Source organism: Streptomyces sp. NPDC043738, from assembly GCF_056436545.1.
The window spans coordinates 1-20,417 of the sequence record NZ_JBWKCJ010000023.1 but is presented as its reverse complement, the minus strand read 5'-3'; the positions used below and the strand labels follow the sequence as shown (position 1 = coordinate 20,417).

Sequence of the window (20,417 nt, the reverse complement as noted above, 5' to 3'; positions counted from 1 at the left end):
GGAGTGCCGCGGCGCGCGGCTACAGGTCCTCGGTGAGGTGCTCCCAGTGGTCGGCGAGCGACGTGAGCAGGTGCACGATCTCTTCGCGGCGCTCGCTGCCGAAGGGCTCCAGGAGCCGCTGGTCGAGCTGCCGCGCACGGCTGTTGGCGTCGTCGAGGGTCTGTTTGCCCTCCTCGGTCAGGTAGAGCAGCTTGCGGCGGCCGTCGTCGGCGGCCGTCCTGCGGACGATCAGACCCCGGGTCTCCAGCCGCCGGGCGACGTCCGCCATCGTCGAGGTGTCCAGGGCCACCGCCGACGCCATCGACCGCTGATCGTGCCCCGGCGCCGCGTCCACGGTCTGCAGTACCGCGAACTGCGGCCCGGTGAGCGTCGGGTCCACCGCGCGGATCCAGACCGCGAGATACGCCTGGTAGAGGCGCCGGACCTGATATCCGGGCGCGGTCGTCAGGGCGGCGGGAGGCCGGGGCGGGGTGGAGGTCGAGGGTGCGGGTTCGTCAGCCATGGGCTCACTTAAGCATGGCTCCGTATCGGTTCGGCAGCCGGAACGGGACGGTCCGGGAACCGGTCCACGGGCGCGGTGTCAGGTCAGCATCGGGCCCAGGGCCTCGCGCAGCGCCGCGAGCGCGGCCGACGGGTTGTCCCAGAACAGCATGTGGCCGGCGTCCGGAATCCTGACGAGCGTGGCGGACGGGTGCAGCCCGGCCGCCTCCCGCGCGCCCTCGGCGGTGACGACGGGGCTCTCGGCGCCGTACAGCAGCGCCGTGGGGCCCGGCACACCGGGCCACCAGCGGAAGAAGTCCTGGCTCTCGAAACCGCGATGGGTGGCCACGACGGCCTCCCGCCCGCAGCTGGCCAGCCAGCGCGCCCGCAGCTCCTGCTCCGGCCGCGGCCAGCGCGGCCACGACGCGGCCACCTCGTCCGCGTCCGTGCCGCGTGCGGCCTGCGCCAACTGGTCCAGGAACGCGGTCAGCGCCGTCGGGTAGGGCCCGCGCCCCGGTCCGCTCATCGGCGGGTCGCCCAGCACCGTGCCCCGCAGTGCGACCTTGCCCCGGACGGCCGTCACGGCCGCGATCCGCGCACCCATGGAGTGCCCGAAGAGCACCGGGCGGTCCAGTCCGAGCCCGCTGACGACGGCTTCGGTGTCCTCGGCGTACGCGTCGAGGTCGTAGCGGCCGCCGTCGTCGGACAGCCCACGGCCGCGGACGTCGAGCACCAACGGGCGTACCAGATCTGTCAGTTCACGGACGACGAAGTCCATCGTGATCGCGGGGCTGGTGATGCCGGGCAGCACGACGAGCGGGACGCCGTCGCCGCCGTAGTCCAGGACGTGCAGACGGGTGCCGCCCGAGCGCACCCAGCGGCTCGTGGCGGGTACGTCGGCGAGATCGGCGAGCGCGGACTGCGGCAGACAGCGGGTGGGCGGGTTCGGCGGCACGGGCACCTCCAGTGGCGGACGGGGGAGTGGGGGCGGGCTCACCGGGCCGAGCCCGGTAGCCCGCCGAGATAGCCGACGGCGTCCGCGAGGCCGATCACATCGCCGTACTTGGCCTGGATGTCGAAGAGATTCGCCTGGTGCGGGCCGGCCGCCCGGTCGCCGACGCACTCGCGCGGCACCAGCACCGAGAACCCGGACTGCACGGCGTCCACGGCCGTCGCCCGCACACAACCGCTCGTCGTCGCCCCGCACACCAGCACCGTGTCGCAGCCGAGGCCGGTCAGCAGGGCGGCCAGCGAGGTCCCGAAGAAGGCGGAGGCGCCCTTCTTCACGATCAGGTGGTCCGCGGGCCGGCGCGGAAGCCGGGGATCGACCACGACCTCCGCGCTGCCCTCGCGCAGCGCCCGCATGCCCTGCGCCTTGTGCAGCCAGGGCAGGGCGTCGCCCGTCGCCTCGGCCGGCGTGTACGCGATCGCGGTGAACACGACGGGCACGCCGGCCCCGCGCCCGGCCTCGATCAACTCGCTCGTGGCGCCGACGACATCGGTCAGGTCGGCGCCGGACGGAAAGACGTCCTCGGTGAAGCCGCGGGTGAGGTCCACCACGACGATCGCGGGCCGCTCACCGCGGCGCACGGGGCCGCCGAAGCCCGCCCGGGCATAGGTGTGCTCGGTCCCCGGCCCGTACCGCGCGGCGCTCATGACGTCCTGCGCAGGGCGCGCAGCTCCCGCGCCTGGGCGCCGAGCCGGCCCAGCAGCCAGCCTTCGAAGAGCCCGAACGCGAACGCCCCGGCGACCAGGCCGTACTTGGCGGCGGACGGGCCGAGCAGCGTCGCCAGACCGTCGAGTTCGGTGCTCTGCGCGGGAGCGGGCCGTGGTGCGGCGGGCGCGGTGGAGGCGGCGGCCGTGTCCCGGGGCACCGGAGCGCCGGCCCGGTCCTGGTCCAGCAGACTCCCCAGATTCCGGGCGAACTGCTGCAGGATCCGGTCCGACACGGTGGCGATCGCACCCTTCCCGAACTGGGCGATCTTGCCGCGGATCACCAGGTCCGTGCAGAGCTGGAGCACCGCGCCCCCGGGCGCCGCCACCACCTCCAGCGCGACCTCGGCCTCCGCGTCCCCGCTGCCGTGCGCGTCGGCCCCGCGGGCGTGCACCCGCAGCCGCCGCCGGTCGGCGTCGACGTCCAGGAACCGGACCGTGCCCGCGTACGCGGCACTGACCGGACCCACCCTGATCTTCACCCGGCCCTGCCAGACGTCGCCTTCCTGCCCGTCGAGCGCGGCGCCCGGCATGCACGCGGCGACCCGCTCGACATCGTTCATCAGGGCGAAGACCTCGTCCGGCGAGGCCTGCACCGGCACCTCGTGGGTCAGTTGCATACGTCATTTCTCCTTGCTGTCACAAAGACCCGCGCAGGCCCCGCGCCGGGTCCGTGCGCACCCGTCGATCGCTTCGACGATGGTCTGGTAGCCGGTACACCGGCACAGGTTGGCGGCGACGACCTCCCGGATCTCCTCCTTGGTCGCCTCCGGCCGCTCGGCGAGGAACCCCTCGGCGAGCATCAAAAAGCCCGGCGTGCAGAACCCGCACTGCAGCCCGTGGTGCTCGCTGAACGCCCGCTGCAGATCGCTGAGCCCGTCCCCGTCCGAAAGGGATTCGACGGTACGGATCCGGGCGCCCTCGGCCTGCGCCGCGAACATCAGGCAGGCGCGCACCGGCCGGTCGTCGACGAGGACGGTGCAGGCGCCGCAGATGCCGTGCTCGCAGCCGACGTGCGTACCGGTCAGCCGCAGCTCGTGACGGAGTACGTCGACGAGGGTGCGGCGCGGCTCGGTGATCACCTCGTGCTGCTCGCCGTTGACGTCGAGGGTCAACAGCTGCAACTCCCGCTGCGTCACGACTGCGTCATCGGTCATCGGGTGGCCTCCTGGTGCAGGGCGCGGTACACGGTCTCCGGGGTGACCGGCGTGTGGTCGAGCTCGACGCCCGTGGGGCGCAGGGCGTCGTTGACGGCGTTGAGGACGGCGGCGGGTGCCCCGATGGTGCCGCCCTCGCCGGCGCCCTTCGCGCCGGTCTCGGTGAAGGCGCAGGGCGTCTCCAGGTGGTGGATCAGGACATCGGGGATCTCGTGGGCGGTGGGCACCTTGTAGTCCATGAAGCTGGTCGCCGACGGCTCGCCCTGGGCGTCGTAGGTGACCTGCTCGAACAGCGCACCCGCGATGCCCTGTGCGATGCCGCCGCGGCACTGCCCCTCCACTACCTGCGGGTTGATGGCGACCCCGCAGTCCTCCACGCAGACGTACCGGAGGATCTCCACCTGCCCGGTGCCCTCGTGCAGTTCGACGACGACGCCGTGGGTGGCGTTGGAGAAGGTGCCGTCGTTGAAGACGTCGAAGGTGGCGGTGGCCGACAGGCCCGGTTCGATGTCCTTGGGCAGCAGCTGCGCCTGGAGGTAGGCGATGTCGGCGATCTCCTCGTAGCTCAGGACGGCGGAGTGGTCGTCGCGGCGGCGGACGCGGCCGCCCGCCAGTTCCACCTCGTCCGGGCCGACGTCCCAGCGGGCCGCGGCGATGGCGCACAGCTTGTCGCCGAGCTTCGCCGCGGCCAGCCGCACCGCGCTGCCGCCGACGGTGATGGAGCGGCTGGCGAAGGTGCCCCAGCCGTAGGTGATGCGGTCGGTGTCGCCCTGGTGGAGCCGCACCTTGGCCATGTCCAGACCGAGTTCGTCGGCGACGATCTGCGCCATCGTGGTCTCGTGGCTCTGCCCGTGGCTCATGGTGCCGGTGGTGACGGTCACCGCGCCGCTGGTGTCCATCCGCACCTCGGAGATGTCGAAGCCCGGCACGACCTGCATCTTGCGCTGGGCGAAGGTCGCCGAGCCGTAACCGGTGCGCTCGCTGAAGCACGCGTAGCCGATGCCGAGGTGCCGCCCCTCGGCCGCCGCCGCGGCCTGCTCGTCGTACCAGCCCTCGTCCCTGACGAGCCGCTCGCAGAGGTTCAGGGACTCCAGATAGGAGCCGGGGTCGTAGGTGATGCCGTTGACGCCCGTGTACGGGAAGTCGGTGATGACGTTGCGGCGGCGGATCTCGACCGGGTCCAGGTCCAGTTCCCGGGCGGCGCGCTCGAAGAGCCGCTCGACGACCATCACGTACTGCGGCCGGCTCACGCCCCGGTACGGCGCGGTGGGCGCCTTGTTGGTGGTGACCGCCCGGCCGCGCACCCGGTAGGCGGGCACCCGGTAGACGCCGGGCATCTCGGCGGAGGCCATCAGCGGCTCGATGCCCGCCGTGAACGGATAGCAGGAGTAGGCGCCCATGTCGCACACCACGTCCGCGTCGAGCGCCAGGATCCGGCCGTCCGCGTCGAAGGCGGCGCGCACCCGATAGTGCTGTTCGCGGGCGAGGAACGACGCGGACAGCGCATCCTTGCGGTCCTCGATCCACTTCACGGGCCGCCGCAGCCGCAGCGCGGCCGCGCCGGCCGCGATCTCCTCCCGGCCGACGACGCACTTCTGGCCGAAGCCGCCGCCCATGTCGGGCACCACGACCCGCACCGCGCGCTCGTCGAGACGCAGACTGCGGGAGGCCACCGTCCGTACCTGATGCGGGACCTGGGTGCAGGTCTGCAGGACGAGCTGTTCCTCGCGGTCGTCCCAGTGCGCCACCACGCCGCGGGTCTCCAGCGGCAGCGCGTTCTGCCGGCCGGTCCTGGTGTCGACGTGGACGACACAGGGCGCGGAGTCGAAGATGTCGTCGATCCCGTCCGTGGCGAACAGCGAGACGTCGACGAGGGTGTTGCGGGCGGCCTCGGCGTGGACGAGGGGAGCGCCCGGGGCGAGGGCCGCCTCCTCGGACGTGACCGGTGGCAGCGTGGTGTACGTGACCCGCGCCGCCTCCAGTCCGTCCTCGGCCGCGTAGGCGTCCCGGGCCACCACGATCGCGACGGGCTCACCGACGTAGCGGACCTTGTCGCGGGCCAGGACGGGCATCGCGGTCGGGACGAACTCCGAGGCGGGACGCCCCAGTTGGGCGGTGATGTCGCCCAGCGCCAGGTCGTCCGCCGTGAACGCGGCCACGACACCCGGGACGCGGCGGACCGCCGTCAGGTCGACCGAGGCGATCTCGCCGTGGGCGACCGTACTGCGCACGAACTGGGCGTGCAGCATGCCGGGCAGCGCGATGTCGTCGACGAACCGGCCGCGTCCGGACAGCAGTCGTGGGTCCTCGCGGCGGGCCACCGACCTGCCCACCAGTTTCCGTTCCGTCATCGGGACATCGCCTCCTCACAGGCCCGCCGGACCAGCGTCCGGACCAGTCCCCGGCGGTAGTGCGTGCTGCCGGACGCGTCGGCGGGGGGATCGACGGCCTCGGCGGCGGCGGCCGCGCAGGCCTCGAAGGAGCCTTCGCCGGCCAGCACGGCCTCCGCCTCGGGCACCCGCACCACCGTGGCCGCCACACCGCCGAGCGCCACCCGGCCGCCGCGTACGGTCCCCTCCTCGACGTCGAGGTCCACGGCGGCCGCCACCAGGGCGAAGTCACCGCGCCGCTCGGCGAATTCGGTGAGGGCCGCATGCGGAGCGGGCCGGGGAAAGACGATCTCGACGAGCAGTTCGTCCGGGTCGAGGGCGGTGGTGTAGTAGCCGAGGAAGAAGTCCGCGGCCGGGATGCTCCGCTCGCCGCGCGGGCCGCGCGCCACGAACTCGGCGTCGAGGGCCACCGCGAGCAGGCACCACTCGGCCGTGGCGTCGGCGTGCGCGATGCTGCCGCCGACCGTGCCGCGCGTGCGGATGGGCAGATGCCCGATCCAGCGCATGGCGTCCCGCAGGACCTCGAAGCCCGTCCCGAGCACCTCCGCGGGAGCGGTCTCCACCGTGTGGTGGGTGGTGAGCGCCCCGATGCGCAGACCGCCCCCGGCGTCCCGGTGCAGCCGGTCGAGCTCCCGGATCCCGCCGATGTCGATCAGGTGTCGCGGGCGGGCCAGTCGGAAGTTCATCATCGCGACCAGGCTCTGTCCGCCGGCGATGGCCTTGGCGTCGTCACCGAGCTCGGCCAGCAGCCGGGTGGCTCCTTCGACGTCGGGGGCCCGGTGATACCGGAACGGTGCGGGCTTCATGGTTCTCCTGCCGTGCGTGGTGTGCTGTGGTGCTGAGGGTTCGTCAGAGCTGCGCCTGCTCGGGCACCGCCCGGGCCGCGGCCGCCGACGGGTCCTGGCCGGCGCTGTCCAGGGCCCGGCCCTTGGTCTCCGGTGCCGCTACGGCCATCCACACGACGGCCACCAGCACCGCCAGCGCCAGCACCGCGAACGTCACCGGGAGCCCCAGCACCGGCCACATCACCGAGCCGAACAGCAGCGGCGCGAAACCGGTCAGCGCCCGGCTGACCGAGGAGGCCCAGCCGAAGCCGCTGGCCCGCAGGGGAGTGGGGTACAGCTCGGCGACGTAGGCGTACAGGACGGGGATGGCCAGCTGCATCAGGAAGCCGAACACGGCGATGGTCACCACCGACCCGGTCGGCATCTTCATCACCAGCGCGAAGACCACCAGCGCCAGCGACCCGACCGGCGCCGAGACGCCGATGAGCCACTTGCGGCCGAGCACGTCGACCAGCGCGGTGGAGACCAGGACACCGAGGATGCCGACGCCGCTCATCAGGGTGGTGCTCATGAAGGCGGCCGTGTCGCCGAGGCCCTCCTCCTTGAGGATGGACGGCAGCCAGCTCAGCGCCGCGTAGTAGACCAGCATGATGGTGGCGAACAGCAGCCAGGCCGCGGAGGTGATCCGGGGGCTGAACTTCCAGATGCGGCCCAGCTGTTCGGCGGCCGCGGCCACTCCGCGCGGCCCCGACGCGGCGACCGGTTCGGGGATGACGTACGGCTCGGCGGGGGCGCCGGTGCGGGCGACGAGTCCGTCGATGACCTGCCGGGCCTCGGCCTCCCGGCCCTTCTTCGTCAGATAGATCGGCGACTCGGGGATGCCGCGGCGCGCCCAGAACAGCAGCAGCGCGGGCAGCACCATCGTCGCGAGCATCCAGCGCCAGTTCCCCTCCAGGGGCAGCATCGCCGTCGAGACGAACCCGCACAGCGTCACACCGATCGGCCACCACAGATCGAGCGCGGTCAGCACCCGGCCCCGGTACTTGCGCGGCGAGAACTCGCCCACCAGCGCGTAGTCGACGGGAATGCAGCCGCCCAGCCCCACACCGGCGAGGAAGCGCAGCCCGAGGAAGACCGGGTAGTTCGGCGCGAGCGCGCCGAGCACCGAGAACAGCGCGAAGATCAACAAGGTGACGCTGAAGGCCTTCTTGCGCCCGATCCGGTCGGCGACCGCGCCCCAGGCGATGGCGCCCACGGCCATGCCGACGAGGTTGGCGGTGGCCACCAGGCCGCGTGCGCTGAGCGAGAGGTCGAAGTGCGCCCCCAGCAGCGGCATGAGGAAGCCGTTCAGGGCGATGTCGTAGGCGTCGAAGAGGTAGCCGAGGCCACCGATGATGAAGATCCTTCCCTGGACGGACCATCTCCAGGGGAGTTCCTGAACGATCTGATCTCCTGTTTTCACGTTCGCTCCACGGTGTTGCGGGTCGGTACGTGCCGCATCATCGCGGACGTGAAGCTCACCGCCCTCGCATGCGGGTGTCGGATGCAGGTTCCTGCAAGAAGAAATTTCAGCGGGCGAACTGGTAGGAGAATGTGCCGCTGTCGTGGTCGTTGAGGGGGGTGCCGCCCCACAGCCAGCGGTACGACAGGTCCGACTCGCCGTCGAAGTTCCGCAGCTTGGCGTCCCTGGCCCGCTGCTCCGGGCCGTCCGGCAGGTGGTAGAAGGTCTTGTTCTGAAGTGAGGCGTCCTGGACCATTCCGGCGTGTCTGGCGCGCCGGTCGACATAGCGGCGCAGCGCCTCCTCGACGCCGCCGGCGGTGACCGCGCCCAGCTCCTCGGCGAGGACGGCGGCGTCCTCCATCGCCTGCGAGGCGCCCTGTGCCTGGTAGGGCAGCATCGCGTGGCAGGCGTCGCCGAGGAGGGCGACCCGCCCGTCCATCCACACGGGGTCGCGCCGCCGGTGGTGGAGCGCGAAGACGGAGACGTCCTCCTTCGCCTTGGACAGCATCGCCGGAACCCGGTCGTCCCACCCCGGGAAGGCGTCGACGAGGTCCCCAGCCGTCGCGGGGAGGGCCCATTTCTCGCGGACCTCGTCCGTGCACGGCACGCACGCCACGATGTTGAGGTACTCGCCGCCGCGGATCAGATAGTGCACGAGGTGCCGGTCGGGCCCGTACCAGATCGTGCTCTGGTATCGGTCCACGAGCCAGCGTGTCGCCGGGTCGGCCGCGATCAGCTCGCCCGGGATCAGCGCCCGGTAGGCCATCTCGCCGGAGAACAGCAGTGTGTCGGGGGCGCCCATCAGCTCGCGGACCCGCGAGCGGATCCCGTCGGCGCCGATCAGCACGTCGCAGGCGTGGCGCCGGCCGTCCTCGGTGACCGCCACGGGGCGCTGTGGATCCGTGCGGTCCAGCGCGGTGACCTTGCTCGCGGTGTGCACCGCCACGACGGGGCCGGGCCCCGCGGGGTCGAGGCAGGCGTCGAGCAGGATGCGGTGCAGGTCGGCCCGGTGGTAGTGCCAGTAGGGGGCGTTGAACTCGTCCTTGCAGCGCTGCCCCAGCGAGGTCTGGCCGATGACGCTGCCGTCCTTCCAGCGTCGCCGGACCTGGTCGAGCGGTTCGGTGTGGATGGCCTCCATCTGCCGGCGCAGTCCGAGACCCAGCAGGATCCGGCTGGCGTTGGGCGCGGTCTGGATGCCCGCGCCGACCTCGCCGAGCTGCGCCGCCTGCTCCAGGACGGTGACCCGCAGACCGCGCTGCCGCAGGGCCAGCGCGGCGGTCAGTCCACCGAGACCTCCCCCTACGACGCCGACTTCGTACGACTGACTGGACGCCACTCTTCCTCCAACTCACGGGCGACTACGGACGGTTCGCGGTACGGCGGGGCGGGCTCAGCGGTCGGCGAGCCGTCCCGCGGTGACCACTTCGGTGCCGTCCACCGCGACGGTGCAGCCGCGCATGGCGATGTCGAGATGCGCGTAGGACTCACGGCCCAGCACCGGATGGGGCCCGGTCGACCACAGGAAGTTCCCGGCGAAGGCGCGGGCGTCCATGCCCATCAGGTCGTCCTTGCCGTACATCGCCGTGGCGAACCAGTCGGCCGAGCGCATCAGGCCCCAGCCCATGTGGGAGAGGCTGCGCGCCCACTGGTCCTGCGCGTCCTCGAAGAACATCGACAGCATCGCGGCCTCGGCGCCGCCGGACACCTTCTCGATGTGCCCGCCGGCGATCTGCAGCGTGACGGGGTCGCGCACGTACTCCTTGAAGGGCAGCAGGATGTCGCCTTCGGCCAGCACGATCTGCCCGTCGGAGATCTCCGGCCAGCACAGCACCATCGTGCTCGGCCAGTGGTCCCAGCGGCCCGGATCGTCGGCGAACCCGCACTGGAACTCCGGCTTGGCGCCCGTCAGTTGCACGGTCAGGTCGGTGCCGGCGTCCGAGGTGACCCGCATGACGGACGACCGCTTCAACAGGTCGACGCCTGCTTGCACCTCGGCCTTGTCGCCCTCCTCGGGCAGATTGCGGACGAGCACGTCGGGGGCGTCGCAGACGAAGATGATGCGGGTGCCCGCGCGCAGGATCTCCTGCTGGACCGGTGCGTGGATGAAGCCCTCACGGGTCAGGTCGACGACCAGGTCCGCGGACTTCAGCAGGTCCTGCGCGGTGGTGTCGTCGAGGACGGAGACCAGGCCCGGGCCCGCACCGGTGTGGGTGCTGGGCATCGGGGCGGGGCTGCCGCCCGGCACCGTCGCGGCGATGACATGCGCCCCGCACGCCTTCGCCGCGCCGAAGGCCGCCGCCACATAGTCGCCACGGCTGCCGGGCTCCGCGAGGACGACGACATGCTCGCCGCTGCGCACCTTGCACAGCCGCAGTTCGCGGGTGAACGCATCGAGCAGATCGACGGACGAAAGATCGAACACGGGGTTCCTCCCAGGGCTCGCTTACGGGTACCGCTCACGGCCTTCGTGCCGGCCGCGGCATCCGGCGGCCCTGCTCGGGACGCGCCGGTCGAGGGGGACGGGGAGCGCGGGGCAGCGCGAAATCGCCCCGCGGCACAGGGGTTGACGAGCGGATTCGACACGATCGGGGCCGTCCGACGGAGATAATCCGAACACGTACGATCTACCTTGGCAAGGGGGCGCGCACCGAGTGGACACGGTTCTTTGCTGACGACCCGACAGGAGGACGCGCCCTTGGAGGGGGATCGTCGCAGGGCCCCGGTGCCGGAACGGCGCCGTCCCCCGGCCCCGCCGAGGAGGCAGGACCGGGGGACGGGGCGTGCGGGATGGTTCAGGTGGCGAGATGGAAGCCGGCGCCGACTCCGCCCTGGGCGTTCATCGCGTCGATGATGCTCAGGATCGGCGAGCTGTGCTGGGCGCCCCAGGCGTTGCCGACCAGTGTCTGACCGTTGACGACGGGGGAGCCCGAATCGCCGCCGTCGGTCCAGATGAGGTGGGTGAACCAGATCCCGTTGGTCCCCAGCTTCACGCCGCAGGTGAGGCCGGTCCGGTGGCCCTCCTTGCACATGCGGGTTCCGTTGGCGGGCGGGGCGCCGATCGAGGTGATGGTCACCTGTCCGACGGTGCTGGTGGGGGCGACCCGGCTCTCGTCGAGTTTGATCACCGCGTAGTCCAGGCCCTTGGGGCCGGAGTTGAGCAGGTTGTTGGGTGTGCTGACGTACGTCACCGTGCCGATGGCCCCGGTTTCCAGGTCGGGGCGGCTGTCGGCGATCGGAGCGGGGGCGAAGGCCGTGCCCGCCGGCGAGGCGTCGCGGTAGACCTGCTCGCCGACCAGCTTGTTGCCCTGCTCGTCGATGAAGCAGTGTGCGTTGGTCAGCCCCACCAGGTTGCCGGCCGAGTCCCTGCCGACCGCGGTGAGGGTGCAGATGTAGTAGCTCGTGGGCGTCTGCGGTGTGGGCTTCAGCCGGAAGACGATGCCGGTGCCGCCTCCGACGGCCGTGCGGGTGTCGGCGCTCGCGGACGGGGCCGCGGCGATGGTCGTGCCTGCCAGGAGGAGGGTGAGGCCGAGGGCGCGTAACACACGTAACATGCGATCACTTCCCTTGTGGGCTGCAGCAGTCGGAACAAGGACTGCGTCCTCAGCCAATCGCGGAACCGACGCCTCAGGAGCGTCATCGTCTCTTTTGGACTATGTGATCCGCGTCACCTGCCCTCCCGTTCGTTCGGACGGGCGTGAACTCCGCCAAGAATGGGCTCAGTTGGCGGGGCATCCGACATGTCGGTCGTCGGGCGCCGGGTCGGTCACCCGTACACCAGCGCCCGCGCGTCGGCGTAGGCCTCACGGATGCGGCGGCCGGCCGAGCCGTCGGACGGTACGGGGATCCGCCGAGCCGCGGCCAGTGGCCAGTGCGGCGGCTCGGGCGTGCCCGCCAGGGCCCAGGCGGCCTGCCGGGCGGCGCCCAGGGCGACGTACTCCCCGGGTTCGGGCACGGTGACCGGGGTGCCGAAGATCTCGGCGGCGATCTCGCCGACCACCGGGGCCTTGGCCGCCCCGCCGATGATGTGGACGCGTCGGGCGCTGACGTCCTGGGCGCGCAGCCGGTCCAGGGCGTCGGCCATGTTGCACAGCATGCCCTCGACGGCCGCCCGGGCGAAGTTCGGCGGGTGCATGTTCGCCTTGCGCATGCCCATCAGACTGCCCGCGGCCTCGGGGAGGTTGGGGGTGCGCTCGCCCCCGAGGTAGGGGAGCAGCACCAGGCCGCCGGCGCCGGGCGCGGCCTCGCGGGCCAGGGGGTCGAGGTCGTCGAGGGCGATGCCGAGCATGCGGGCGGTGGAGCTGAGGACCCGCGCGGCGTTGAGGGTGCACACCAACGGCAGGAAGCGGCCGGTGGCGTCGGCGAAGCCGGCGACGGCGCCGGTGGGGTCGCCCGCGGGGTGCTCGGAGAGGGCGAAGGCGGTGCCGCTGGTGCCCAGCGAGATCACCACGTCGCCCGGCTGGATGCCCAGGCCCAGGGCCGCGCCCATGTTGTCGCCGGTTCCGGCCGCCACCAGGGCCCCGTGCGGTGTGCGGCCCGCCGCTTCGTTCGGGCGCAGCACGCGGGGCAGTTCGGGGATCCGGCCGCCGAAGGCGAGGGCGAGCAGATCCCTGCGGTAGGCGCCCTCGGCCGGTGACCAGTAGCCGGTACCCGAGGCGTCTCCCCGGTCCGTGACCGCTTCGGCGCCGGCACCGGGGCCGCCGCACAACTGCCAGGTCAGCCAGTCGTGCGGCAGCAGCACCCGGTCGGTGCGGTCCGCGAGGTGCGGCTCGTGCTCGGCCAGCCAGCGCAGCTTGGCGACGGTGATGGCGGCGACCGGTACGGTGCCGACCGCCCGGGCCCACTTCTCCGGCCCGCCGAGCTCGGCGACGAGATCCGCGGCGGCCTGCGCGGAGCGGGTGTCGTTCCACAGCAGTGCGTCGCGCACCGGCCGGCCGGCCCCGTCGAGGGCCACCAGGCCGTGCTGCTGTCCCGCGACCGCGATGGCGTCGGTGTGTTCCAGCAGGCCGTCGCCCGCTTCGAGCAGGGCCTGCCACCAGGCCTCGGGGGAGACCTCGGTGCCGTCGGGGTGGGCGGCGCGGCCCTGGTGGAGGACCTCCCCGGTGTCGGCGTCGCAGACGACGACCTTGCAGGACTGGGTAGAGGAGTCCACCCCGGCAACTGTGGGCATGACGATGTCGCTTCCGTGCAACTCGACGGGACGGTGAGGGGGTTCAGGCCTGCGGACGGAGCTGGATCTTGCGGCCCGATCCGTCGCGGAACGTCTGCAGGGCGGCGGCGAAGTCCTCCAGCCCGAAGCTGTGGGTGATCATCGTGTCGGCGTCGATGACCCCCTTGGCCATCAGGTCCACGGCCCGCCCGAAGCTGTGCAGGACGGCCATCGATCCGACGATGGTGATCTCGTCGTTGTACACGCGGAACGGTGAGAAGGACGCCTTGGCGGCGGACGGCGCGACGCCGAACTGCTGGAAGGTGCCACCGCGTCGCACCCGGCCGAGGCCGTCCTCGATCACGGGGATGACGCCGGTGCAGTCGATCACGGTCTCCCAGCCCTGCGGCCGGTCCAGCGCCGCGGAGTTCACCGCCGTGGCGTCCGCCCCCAGCCGCCGGGCGACCTCCAGCCGGTCGGTGTTGATGTCGACGACCGAGAGGGAGGCCGCGCCGGCGGCCTTGGCGAGCTGGAGCATCATCAGCCCCATGGTGCCCGCGCCGTAGATCAGGTAGTGGTCGCCGAGTCGGCGCGGCAGCACGTCGAAGCCGCGTACCGCGCACGACAGCGGTTCGATCAGCGTGCCCTGCGCGACGTCGACGCCCTCGGGCAGCCGGTAGCAGTTGGCCGCCGGGACCTTGACGTACTCGGCCATCGCGCCGTCCACGGTGTCGCCGATCGCGCCCCAGTTCTCGCACAGGTTGCCGTGCCCGATCGAGCAGTAGTGGCAGGCGCCGCAGAACAGCGACGGGTCGACGGCGACCTGCTCCCCGGTGCGCAGCCCGGTCACCCCCGCGCCCAGCGCGACGACCTCGCCGGTGAACTCATGGCCGGGAATGATCGGGTACGGGGTGGGTGCGAACTCCCCCTGGACGATGTGCACATCGGTGCCGCAGATGCCCACCGCGGCGGGGGCGACGACGACCTCGCCGGGGCCCGGGGTGGGGTCCTCGACGGTGGTGACCTCGTGGTGCCCGGGGGTGTGGATGACGACAGCGCGCATGGATCGGGGCCTTTCTCGGGGCGGCGCTCGGGGGAGTGCGCTCGGGGGTGCGGGGAGCTGCGGCGGGGGCCGGCTCAGCCGTGGGGGGTGACGGTGCGGACCTCGACGCCGAGGTCGCGGACGGGCTTGAGTTCGCTCTCGGGGGTCTCGGCGTCGGTGACCAGCAGGTCGTAGCCGCTGACATCGCCGTACGGATAGGTGGCCGTGCGGCCGAACTTGCTGTGGTCGACGGCCAGTACGGAGCGGTCGGCGGCCTGCAGATACGCCTGCTTGTTGTCCGCGTACTCGCGCACCGGGTGGAAGAGGCGGCCGCCGCTTATCGACGTGGCGGTGACGAAGGCGACGGTGGCGCGGATGTCCTGCAGCTGCCGCCGGGTCTGCGGACCGGCGCAGGACTCGAAGTCCTCGTAGAAGCGGTCGCCGAGCAGCGTCACCTCGGCCGGCGAGGCCGCCAGGAGGTAGGTGATGCGCAGCGAGTTGGTGATGACGCGGATGCCCTCGACGGCCGCGAGCCGGCGGGCGAGCGGGAAGAGCGTGGAGCCGCAGTCGATCAGCACCGTGTCGCCGGGGGAGACCTCCGCCACCAGCGCGTCCGCGATGGCGGTCTTGACCGCGACGTTGGCGTTCTCCCGGAAGCGCAGCGCGCTCTCCATGGCGACGTTGGAGAAGGCCGTCGCCACTCCGCGGCCCTTGCGCAGCAACTGCCGCTCATGGAGGTTGTCCAGGTCCCGGTGCATGGTCATCACGCTGACGCGCATCCGCTCGGCGAGGTCGGCGATGCGGATCTCGCCTTCCTGGGCGACATGGCGCAGCACCGCTTGCCGGCGCTCCTCCACCTCTGCCTCGGAGCCGCGACTCGGTCGCATCGTGGGCACCCCCGTTCGTTTCCGCCGGCGGTCGTCGCCGTGCTCTCACCCTAGAACATCACACACTTTATGTGAAGCTCTTGAAATTCTCTGTGAGGTTGTTCAGTCTGATGGCCATGTTCGGGCGAACGCCCGGCCCATCAGGAAGGTCCCCGCCGTGCTGCGCACACCCCGAAAGCGCGATCTGTCGCCGCCCCGCCCCGCCGTCCTCGGGATGCCCCGGGCCCTCATATGGGGCTATGTCGGCGTTCTGCTGTTCATGATCGGCGACGGTGTGGAGACCAGCTATCTGCCCGCGTACTTCAAGGCCGACCTCGGCTTCGCGGAGGCCGGCGTCGGCATCGTCTTCACGGTGTACGGAGTCACCGCCGCGGTGGGCGCCTTCCTGGCGGGCGGGCTGTGCGACCTGTGGGGGCCGCGCCGGGTGATGATGGCCGGGGCGGCCTGCTGGGTGGTCTGCCACGCGCTGATGCTCGCGGTCGCCGTCCCCGCCCACTCCTACCCGCTGATCGTCGCCACCTACGGCCTGCGCGGCTTCGGGTATCCGCTGTTCGCCTACGGGTTCATGGTCTGGATCATGGCGGGCGCCCCGGAGCGGCAGCTCGGCAAGGCGCTCGGCTGGTTCTGGTTCTGCTTCACCATGGGCTACCCCGTCCTCGGCTCCGCCCTGGTCACGTTCCTCAAGCCCTCGATCGGCTTCTACCGCACGCTGTGGGTGTCGCTCGCGATGATCGTCGCGGGCGCCCTGGTCGTCCTGCTGCTGTTGCGGGAACGCACCGGATTCCAGGGACTGTCCAGGGAGTCCGAGCGCGTCAGCCTGCCCCGTACGTTCCTGGGCTGCTTCACCGTCATGTTCGCCGAGCCGCGCGTGGGCATGGGAGCGGTGGTCCGGCTCATCAACACCACGTCCCAGTTCGGTGTGTGGGTCTTCGTCCCGCTCCACCTCGTCGACCAGGTCGGCTTCCGCGCCCAGGAGTGGGCCTCACTGCTGATCGTCATGATGGTCAGCAACCTCGCCTGTGTGGTGCTCTTCGGCGCGCTCGGCGACCGGTGGAGCCGGCGCAAGACCGTCGCCTGGCTCGGCGGTGTGGTCTCGGCCCTCGCGTGCCTGGCGCTGTACTACGTACCCGAGGCCGCGGGGCACGACTACCTGCTCGTCGCGATCGCCGCGGGCGCGCTGGGTGTCGGCATGGCCGGATACGTTCCGCTGCCCCCGCTGATGACCGCGCAGGCCCCCGAACGCAAGGGCCAGATCATGTCGGCCTACACGCTGGGCGCCGGGGCCAGCATGGCCCTCGGCCCGCTCATCGGCACGCTCTTCATCGGGTCGATCGGCATCGGTGGAGTCATGTGGATCTACGCCGCACTGCATCTGCTCAGCACCGTCCTCGTGCTGTGCATCAAGACGCCCGAGCCGCGCACGGAACCCGGTGCGCCCGCCGTCGTGCACCAGGCGGAGCGGCAGGAGGCGGAGGCGTTGACAGCGCCACCCCGGGGGCTTTAATGGAGAAAGGTGCATATGAGGCGCGTGTGCTCACGTGAGCAGTGAGTGAGACGGCGTCCCGTCCCGGAAGGCCAGGGCTGTTATGCGCACACACCACACCGGCCCGGAATACCTGGTGCAGACCGCCGCGATGGCCAAGAGGTTCTACCTCGAAGGCAAATCCAAGATGGAGATCGCGGAGGAGTTCGGGATCAGCCGGTTCAAGGTGGCCCGGACGCTGGAGTCCGCCCTCCGCGACGGCCTGATCCGGCTGGAGATACGCCTGCCCGCCGAACTCGACGCCGGTCTCTCCGACGCCCTGCGCACGCGATACGGCCTGCGGCACGCCATCGTCATCGACTCCCGGCACGAAGACCCGGACGACACGGCCCAGGCCACCCGCCGCCTCGGTGCGGTCACCGCCGACCTGCTGGCCGAGATCGTCACCGAGAACGACGTCCTCGGTCTCGTCTGGGGCCCCGAGGTCGAAGCCCTCGGTCTCGAACTGACCACACTCGCCCGATGCACGGTCGTCCAGCTCTGCGGAGTCACCCCGCTGCGTCCGGTCAATGTGTCGGCCGTCGAGGCGGTGCGCCGGGCCGCGACCATATCCAGGGGCGTGGTCTACCCCATCTACGCGCCCCTGCTGCTGCCCGACGCCACGGCGGCCCGGATGCTGCGCGAGCAGCCCGGCGTCGTCGACGCGGTGCGCCGCTTCGGCGACGTGACCAAGGCCGTCGTCACGGTCGGCGGCTGGGGCCCGGGGCTCTCCACCGTCTTCGACGCGCTCAGCGACGCCGACCGGGAGGACTACCGGCGCCGGGGCGTATGCGCCGAGGTCGCCGGCCGGCCGCTCGACGCCGAGGGCCGCGACATCGTCCCCGAACTCACCGAACGGATCATCGCCATCAGCTTCGACGAACTGCGCAAGGTCCCCGACGTCATCCTCATGGCCGACGGCGTCGAACGGGCCACCGCCGCCGCGGCGGCACTCAAGACCGGCCTCTTCAACGGCGTGGTCACCGACGCCGGGGTCGCCCAGAGCCTGCTCTGAGGCGGCGCCGTGCACTACGGCGACGTCTGCGCGACCCGCGACCCGCGACCCGCGACCCGCGACCCGCGCGCCGCCTCCGTGGGCGCGGGTTCCCTGCTCCGTTGGTGGGAGTGCGGAGGAAAACCGGCATGGTTGCCGCGGGCGGGTGAAAGGTGCCAGCCGTGAGAGCACGACGCCGTGGCAGGACCGGCCGTGGCCGCTTCGGCCGCGCGGTCGGTGGGGCCGGCGTGGCCCTGACCGTGGCCGTGGCGGCCGGCGGCTGCTACCGCGGCGCCGGCGATGTCGGCAACCGCGGCCGCGACACCATCAACGTGCTGATGGTGAACAACCCGCAGATGGTGGACCTGCAGAAGCTCACCGCCGAGCACTTCACCAAGAAGACCGGCATCAAGGTGAACTTCACCGTGCTGCCGGAGGACGATCTGCGCGACAAGATGAGCCAGGACTTCTCCAGTCAGGCCGGGCAGTACGACGTGGCGAGCGTGAGCAATTACGAGACGCCCATCTACGCCCGCAACGGCTGGCTGACCGAGCTGGGTACGCGTGCCGCCGAGGACCGCTCGTTCGACCAGGGCGACATCCTGGCGCCGGTCCGACAGTCACTGACGGCCGCCGACGGGAAGGTCTACGCGGAGCCGTTCTACGGCGAGTCGTCGTTCCTGATGTACCGCAAGGACCTCTTCAGGGCCGCCGGGCTGAGGATGCCCGCCCGTCCCACGTGGCGTCAGGTGGCCTCCATGGCCGGGAAGCTGGACGGCTTCCGCAAGGGGATGAAGGGCATCTGCCTGCGCGGCCAGCCCGGTTGGGGCCAGCTGGTCGCCCCGCTGACGACCGTGGTGAACACCTTCGGCGGCACCTGGTTCACCAAGGACTGGCACGCCGAGGTGGCCAGCCCGGAGTTCGCCAAGGCCACCCGGTTCTACGTCGATCTGGTGCGCAAGCACGGAGAGGCGGGCGCACCGCAGGCCGGCTACACCGAGTGCCTCAACGACATGCAGCAGGGCAAGGTCGCCATGTGGTACGATGCGACCGCCGGCGCCGGCTCCCTGGAGGGCGCCGATTCCAAGGTCGCGGGCAAGGTCGGCTACGCACCGGCCCCGGTGGAGCGGACCGCCAATTCGGGCTGGCTGTACACCTGGGCGTGGGGAGTGCAGAAGGCCGGTACGCATCAGGACGCGGCCTGGAAGTTCATCCGCTGGGCCTCCGGCAAGGAGTACGAGCAGCTGGTGGGCCGCACCCTGGGCTGGTCGAAGGTGCCCGGCGGCAAGCGGGCCTCCCTCTACCGCAACCCCCAGTACCTCCGCTCCGCCCGCGCCTTCGCCGGCCCGACCGAGCGGGCGATCAGCTCGGCCCGGCCCGACGACCCGGGGCTCCAGCCCCGCCCCGCGCCTGGCATCCAGTTCGTGGGCATCCCCGAATTCGCCGACCTCGGCACCAAGGTCTCCCACGAGATCAGCTCGGCCATCGCCGGCAAGCAGAGCGTGCCCGCCGCACTCCGTCACGGCCAGCGACTGGCGCGGGAGGTGGCCCGTGCCTACGGAGGCAACTGACGCATCGCGGCACGGCCCACACGGAACCTCCCACACCCGCCGCCGTCCGGCCCTGGACCGCGCCAGGGCCCGGGCCCGCCGCGCGCCCCTCCTGCCCGCCCTGGTCTTCCTCGTCGTCGTCACCCAGCTCCCGTTCGTGGCGACGGTGGTGATCTCCTTCCTGCGCTGGAACGCCCTCGCCCCGGACAACCGCGGCTTCGCCGCCTTCGGCAACTACCGGGCCGTCTTCACCGACCCCGTGCTGCGCGACGCGGTGTGGACCACGATCCTGCTGACGGTGACCGTGGTGCTGGTCAGTCTGCTGCTGGGGCTGGGCCTCGCGCTGCTGCTGGACCGGAGCTTCCGCGGCCGCGGCATCGTCCGCACCCTGCTCATCACCCCGTTCCTGGTGGTGCCCGTCGCGTCCGCGCTGCTGTGGAAGCACGCCCTGTTCAACGCCTCGTACGGGCTCCTCAACGGCTCACTGACCTGGCTGTGGAGCCTGTTCGGCAGCGACGACCCACCGCAGCCGGACTGGTTGACCAGCGCTCCGCTGGCCGCGGTGGAGGTGGCGCTGATCTGGCAGTGGACACCGTTCATGATGCTGATCCTGCTCGCAGGGCTGCAGAGCCGGCCCGCCGACGTCGTCGAGGCCGCGCGGGTGGACGGCGCCTCCGCCTTCGACATCCTCCGCTATCTGACGCTGCCCCACCTGCGGCGCTATCTGGAACTGGCCGCGCTGCTGGGGACCATCTTCATCATCCAGAACTTCGACGCGGTCTTCACCATCACGTCGGGCGGCCTCGGCACCGCCAATCTCCCCTACACCATCTACCAGACCTTCTACCAGGCCCACGACTACGGACGGGCCTCCGCACAGGGCGTCGTCGTGCTGATCGGCTCCCTGCTCGTGGCCACCCTCGCGCTGCGCACCGTCTCGTCCCTGCTCCGCGAGGAAGGCCCCCGATGACCGGCGCACCGCATGCCGCACACCGGCTTCCGGCTTCCGCCCGCCGCCGACGCCGCCGGAGCGCGTACCTGGGTCTGCTCGCCTGGCTGTGCGGTCTGCTCTTCTTCGTGCCGGTGGCGTGGATGGTGCTGACGTCCTTCCACGGTGAGACGGACGCGGCGAGCAATCCGCCGAGCGTGGGTGCTCCCCTCACCCTGCACGGCTACCGCGAGTTCTTCGGCCAGGGCACCGGCGTCAGCCCCTGGCCGCCGCTGATCAACTCGCTGACCGCCTCGGTCGT

General features: G+C 71.7%; 18 protein-coding genes and 1 pseudogene. 5 read left to right on the top strand and 14 right to left on the bottom strand.

What is annotated here, in order from left to right; all coding sequences use genetic code 11:
- Nucleotides 1-19 precede the first annotated feature (19 nt).
- The 14 genes from AC0680_RS26515 to AC0680_RS26450 form a co-directional block, all read right to left on the bottom strand.
- Nucleotides 20-502: a MarR family winged helix-turn-helix transcriptional regulator gene (locus AC0680_RS26515; RefSeq protein WP_478633234.1), complete on the bottom strand. Its 483-nt coding sequence runs from the start codon at nucleotides 500-502 to the stop codon at nucleotides 20-22.
- 78 nt (nucleotides 503-580) lie between these two features.
- On the bottom strand, nucleotides 581-1,441 hold the full coding sequence (locus tag AC0680_RS26510) for an alpha/beta fold hydrolase (protein WP_478633232.1): 861 nt from the start codon (nucleotides 1,439-1,441) through the stop codon (nucleotides 581-583).
- 32 nt (nucleotides 1,442-1,473) lie between these two features.
- Complete coding sequence (locus AC0680_RS26505) at nucleotides 1,474-2,136, bottom strand: isochorismatase family protein (RefSeq protein ID WP_478633229.1); 663 nt, start codon at nucleotides 2,134-2,136, stop codon at nucleotides 1,474-1,476.
- Nucleotides 2,133-2,813 carry an SRPBCC family protein gene (locus AC0680_RS26500; RefSeq protein WP_478633227.1) on the bottom strand — a complete coding sequence of 227 codons (681 nt, stop codon included), beginning with the start codon at nucleotides 2,811-2,813 and terminating at the stop codon, nucleotides 2,133-2,135. The genes AC0680_RS26505 and AC0680_RS26500 overlap by 4 nt, the downstream gene beginning before the upstream one ends.
- A 3-nt stretch (nucleotides 2,814-2,816) precedes the next feature.
- On the bottom strand, nucleotides 2,817-3,350 hold the full coding sequence (locus AC0680_RS26495; RefSeq protein ID WP_478633225.1) for a (2Fe-2S)-binding protein: 534 nt from the start codon (nucleotides 3,348-3,350) through the stop codon (nucleotides 2,817-2,819).
- Nucleotides 3,347-5,701 carry a xanthine dehydrogenase family protein molybdopterin-binding subunit gene (locus AC0680_RS26490; protein ID WP_478633223.1) on the bottom strand — a complete coding sequence of 785 codons (2,355 nt, stop codon included), beginning with the start codon at nucleotides 5,699-5,701 and terminating at the stop codon, nucleotides 3,347-3,349. Before AC0680_RS26490 ends, AC0680_RS26495 begins: the two co-directional genes overlap by 4 nt.
- Nucleotides 5,698-6,546 (bottom strand): FAD binding domain-containing protein, encoded by an 849-nt coding sequence (locus tag AC0680_RS26485; protein ID WP_478633221.1) that lies wholly within the window; start codon nucleotides 6,544-6,546, stop codon nucleotides 5,698-5,700. The genes AC0680_RS26490 and AC0680_RS26485 overlap by 4 nt, the downstream gene beginning before the upstream one ends.
- Before the next feature lie 43 nt (nucleotides 6,547-6,589).
- Entirely contained in the window at nucleotides 6,590-7,987 is a 1,398-nt protein-coding gene (locus tag AC0680_RS26480; protein WP_478633219.1) for an MFS transporter, read from the bottom strand.
- Nucleotides 7,988-8,093: 106 nt separating this feature from the next.
- Complete coding sequence (locus AC0680_RS26475; protein ID WP_478633218.1) at nucleotides 8,094-9,362, bottom strand: FAD-dependent monooxygenase; 1,269 nt, start codon at nucleotides 9,360-9,362, stop codon at nucleotides 8,094-8,096.
- 54 nt (nucleotides 9,363-9,416) lie between these two features.
- Complete coding sequence (locus AC0680_RS26470) at nucleotides 9,417-10,448, bottom strand: 2,5-dihydroxypyridine 5,6-dioxygenase NicX family protein (RefSeq protein ID WP_478633216.1); 1,032 nt, start codon at nucleotides 10,446-10,448, stop codon at nucleotides 9,417-9,419.
- A gap of 370 nt (nucleotides 10,449-10,818) precedes the next feature.
- A complete protein-coding gene (locus AC0680_RS26465) occupies nucleotides 10,819-11,577 on the bottom strand; it encodes a trypsin-like peptidase domain-containing protein (protein WP_478633215.1) in 759 nt (252 codons plus the stop codon).
- 212 nt (nucleotides 11,578-11,789) lie between these two features.
- Nucleotides 11,790-13,193: a xylulokinase gene (xylB, locus tag AC0680_RS26460; protein WP_478633214.1), complete on the bottom strand. Its 1,404-nt coding sequence runs from the start codon at nucleotides 13,191-13,193 to the stop codon at nucleotides 11,790-11,792.
- 43 nt (nucleotides 13,194-13,236) lie between these two features.
- Nucleotides 13,237-14,235 carry a zinc-dependent alcohol dehydrogenase family protein gene (locus AC0680_RS26455; RefSeq protein ID WP_478633211.1) on the bottom strand — a complete coding sequence of 333 codons (999 nt, stop codon included), beginning with the start codon at nucleotides 14,233-14,235 and terminating at the stop codon, nucleotides 13,237-13,239.
- A gap of 74 nt (nucleotides 14,236-14,309) precedes the next feature.
- A complete protein-coding gene (locus AC0680_RS26450; RefSeq protein ID WP_478633209.1) occupies nucleotides 14,310-15,101 on the bottom strand; it encodes a DeoR/GlpR family DNA-binding transcription regulator in 792 nt (263 codons plus the stop codon).
- Nucleotides 15,102-15,258: 157 nt separating this feature from the next.
- Here AC0680_RS26450 and AC0680_RS26445 point away from each other — a divergent pair, with 157 nt between their 5' ends.
- From AC0680_RS26445 to AC0680_RS26425, 5 genes and pseudogenes are all read left to right on the top strand, one after another.
- Nucleotides 15,259-16,605: an MFS transporter gene (locus AC0680_RS26445; RefSeq protein WP_478633207.1), complete on the top strand. Its 1,347-nt coding sequence runs from the start codon at nucleotides 15,259-15,261 to the stop codon at nucleotides 16,603-16,605.
- Between the two features lie 82 nt (nucleotides 16,606-16,687).
- A complete protein-coding gene (locus AC0680_RS26440) occupies nucleotides 16,688-17,638 on the top strand; it encodes a sugar-binding transcriptional regulator (protein ID WP_478633204.1) in 951 nt (316 codons plus the stop codon).
- Between the two features lie 161 nt (nucleotides 17,639-17,799).
- The gene (locus AC0680_RS26435) at nucleotides 17,800-19,188 is read left to right on the top strand and encodes an ABC transporter substrate-binding protein (protein WP_478633201.1); all 1,389 of its coding nucleotides are present in this window, start codon (nucleotides 17,800-17,802) and stop codon (nucleotides 19,186-19,188) included.
- 52 nt (nucleotides 19,189-19,240) lie between these two features.
- The gene (locus tag AC0680_RS26430) at nucleotides 19,241-20,137 is read left to right on the top strand and encodes a carbohydrate ABC transporter permease (RefSeq protein WP_478633464.1); all 897 of its coding nucleotides are present in this window, start codon (nucleotides 19,241-19,243) and stop codon (nucleotides 20,135-20,137) included.
- A pseudogene (locus tag AC0680_RS26425) lies at nucleotides 20,134-20,417 on the top strand (carbohydrate ABC transporter permease); the annotation flags it as partial. The gene AC0680_RS26430 and the pseudogene AC0680_RS26425, both read left to right, overlap by 4 nt.

Bases quoted from the DNA above. Each gene is read 5' to 3' on its own strand.
- AC0680_RS26455 (WP_478633211.1), bottom strand. From the start codon at position 14,235: ATGCGCGCTGTCGTCATCCACACCCCCGGGCACCACGAGGTCACCACC.
- AC0680_RS26450 (WP_478633209.1), bottom strand. From the start codon at position 15,101: ATGCGACCGAGTCGCGGCTCCGAGGCAGAGGTGGAGGAGCGCCGGCAA.
- AC0680_RS26490 (WP_478633223.1), bottom strand. From the start codon at position 5,701: ATGACGGAACGGAAACTGGTGGGCAGGTCGGTGGCCCGCCGCGAGGAC.
- AC0680_RS26495 (WP_478633225.1), bottom strand. From the start codon at position 3,350: ATGACCGATGACGCAGTCGTGACGCAGCGGGAGTTGCAGCTGTTGACC.
- AC0680_RS26505 (WP_478633229.1), bottom strand. From the start codon at position 2,136: ATGAGCGCCGCGCGGTACGGGCCGGGGACCGAGCACACCTATGCCCGG.
- AC0680_RS26500 (WP_478633227.1), bottom strand. From the start codon at position 2,813: ATGCAACTGACCCACGAGGTGCCGGTGCAGGCCTCGCCGGACGAGGTC.
- AC0680_RS26440 (WP_478633204.1), top strand. From the start codon at position 16,688: ATGCGCACACACCACACCGGCCCGGAATACCTGGTGCAGACCGCCGCG.
- AC0680_RS26485 (WP_478633221.1), bottom strand. From the start codon at position 6,546: ATGAAGCCCGCACCGTTCCGGTATCACCGGGCCCCCGACGTCGAAGGA.
- xylB (WP_478633214.1), bottom strand. From the start codon at position 13,193: ATGCCCACAGTTGCCGGGGTGGACTCCTCTACCCAGTCCTGCAAGGTC.
- AC0680_RS26465 (WP_478633215.1), bottom strand. From the start codon at position 11,577: ATGTTACGTGTGTTACGCGCCCTCGGCCTCACCCTCCTCCTGGCAGGC.
- AC0680_RS26515 (WP_478633234.1), bottom strand. From the start codon at position 502: ATGGCTGACGAACCCGCACCCTCGACCTCCACCCCGCCCCGGCCTCCC.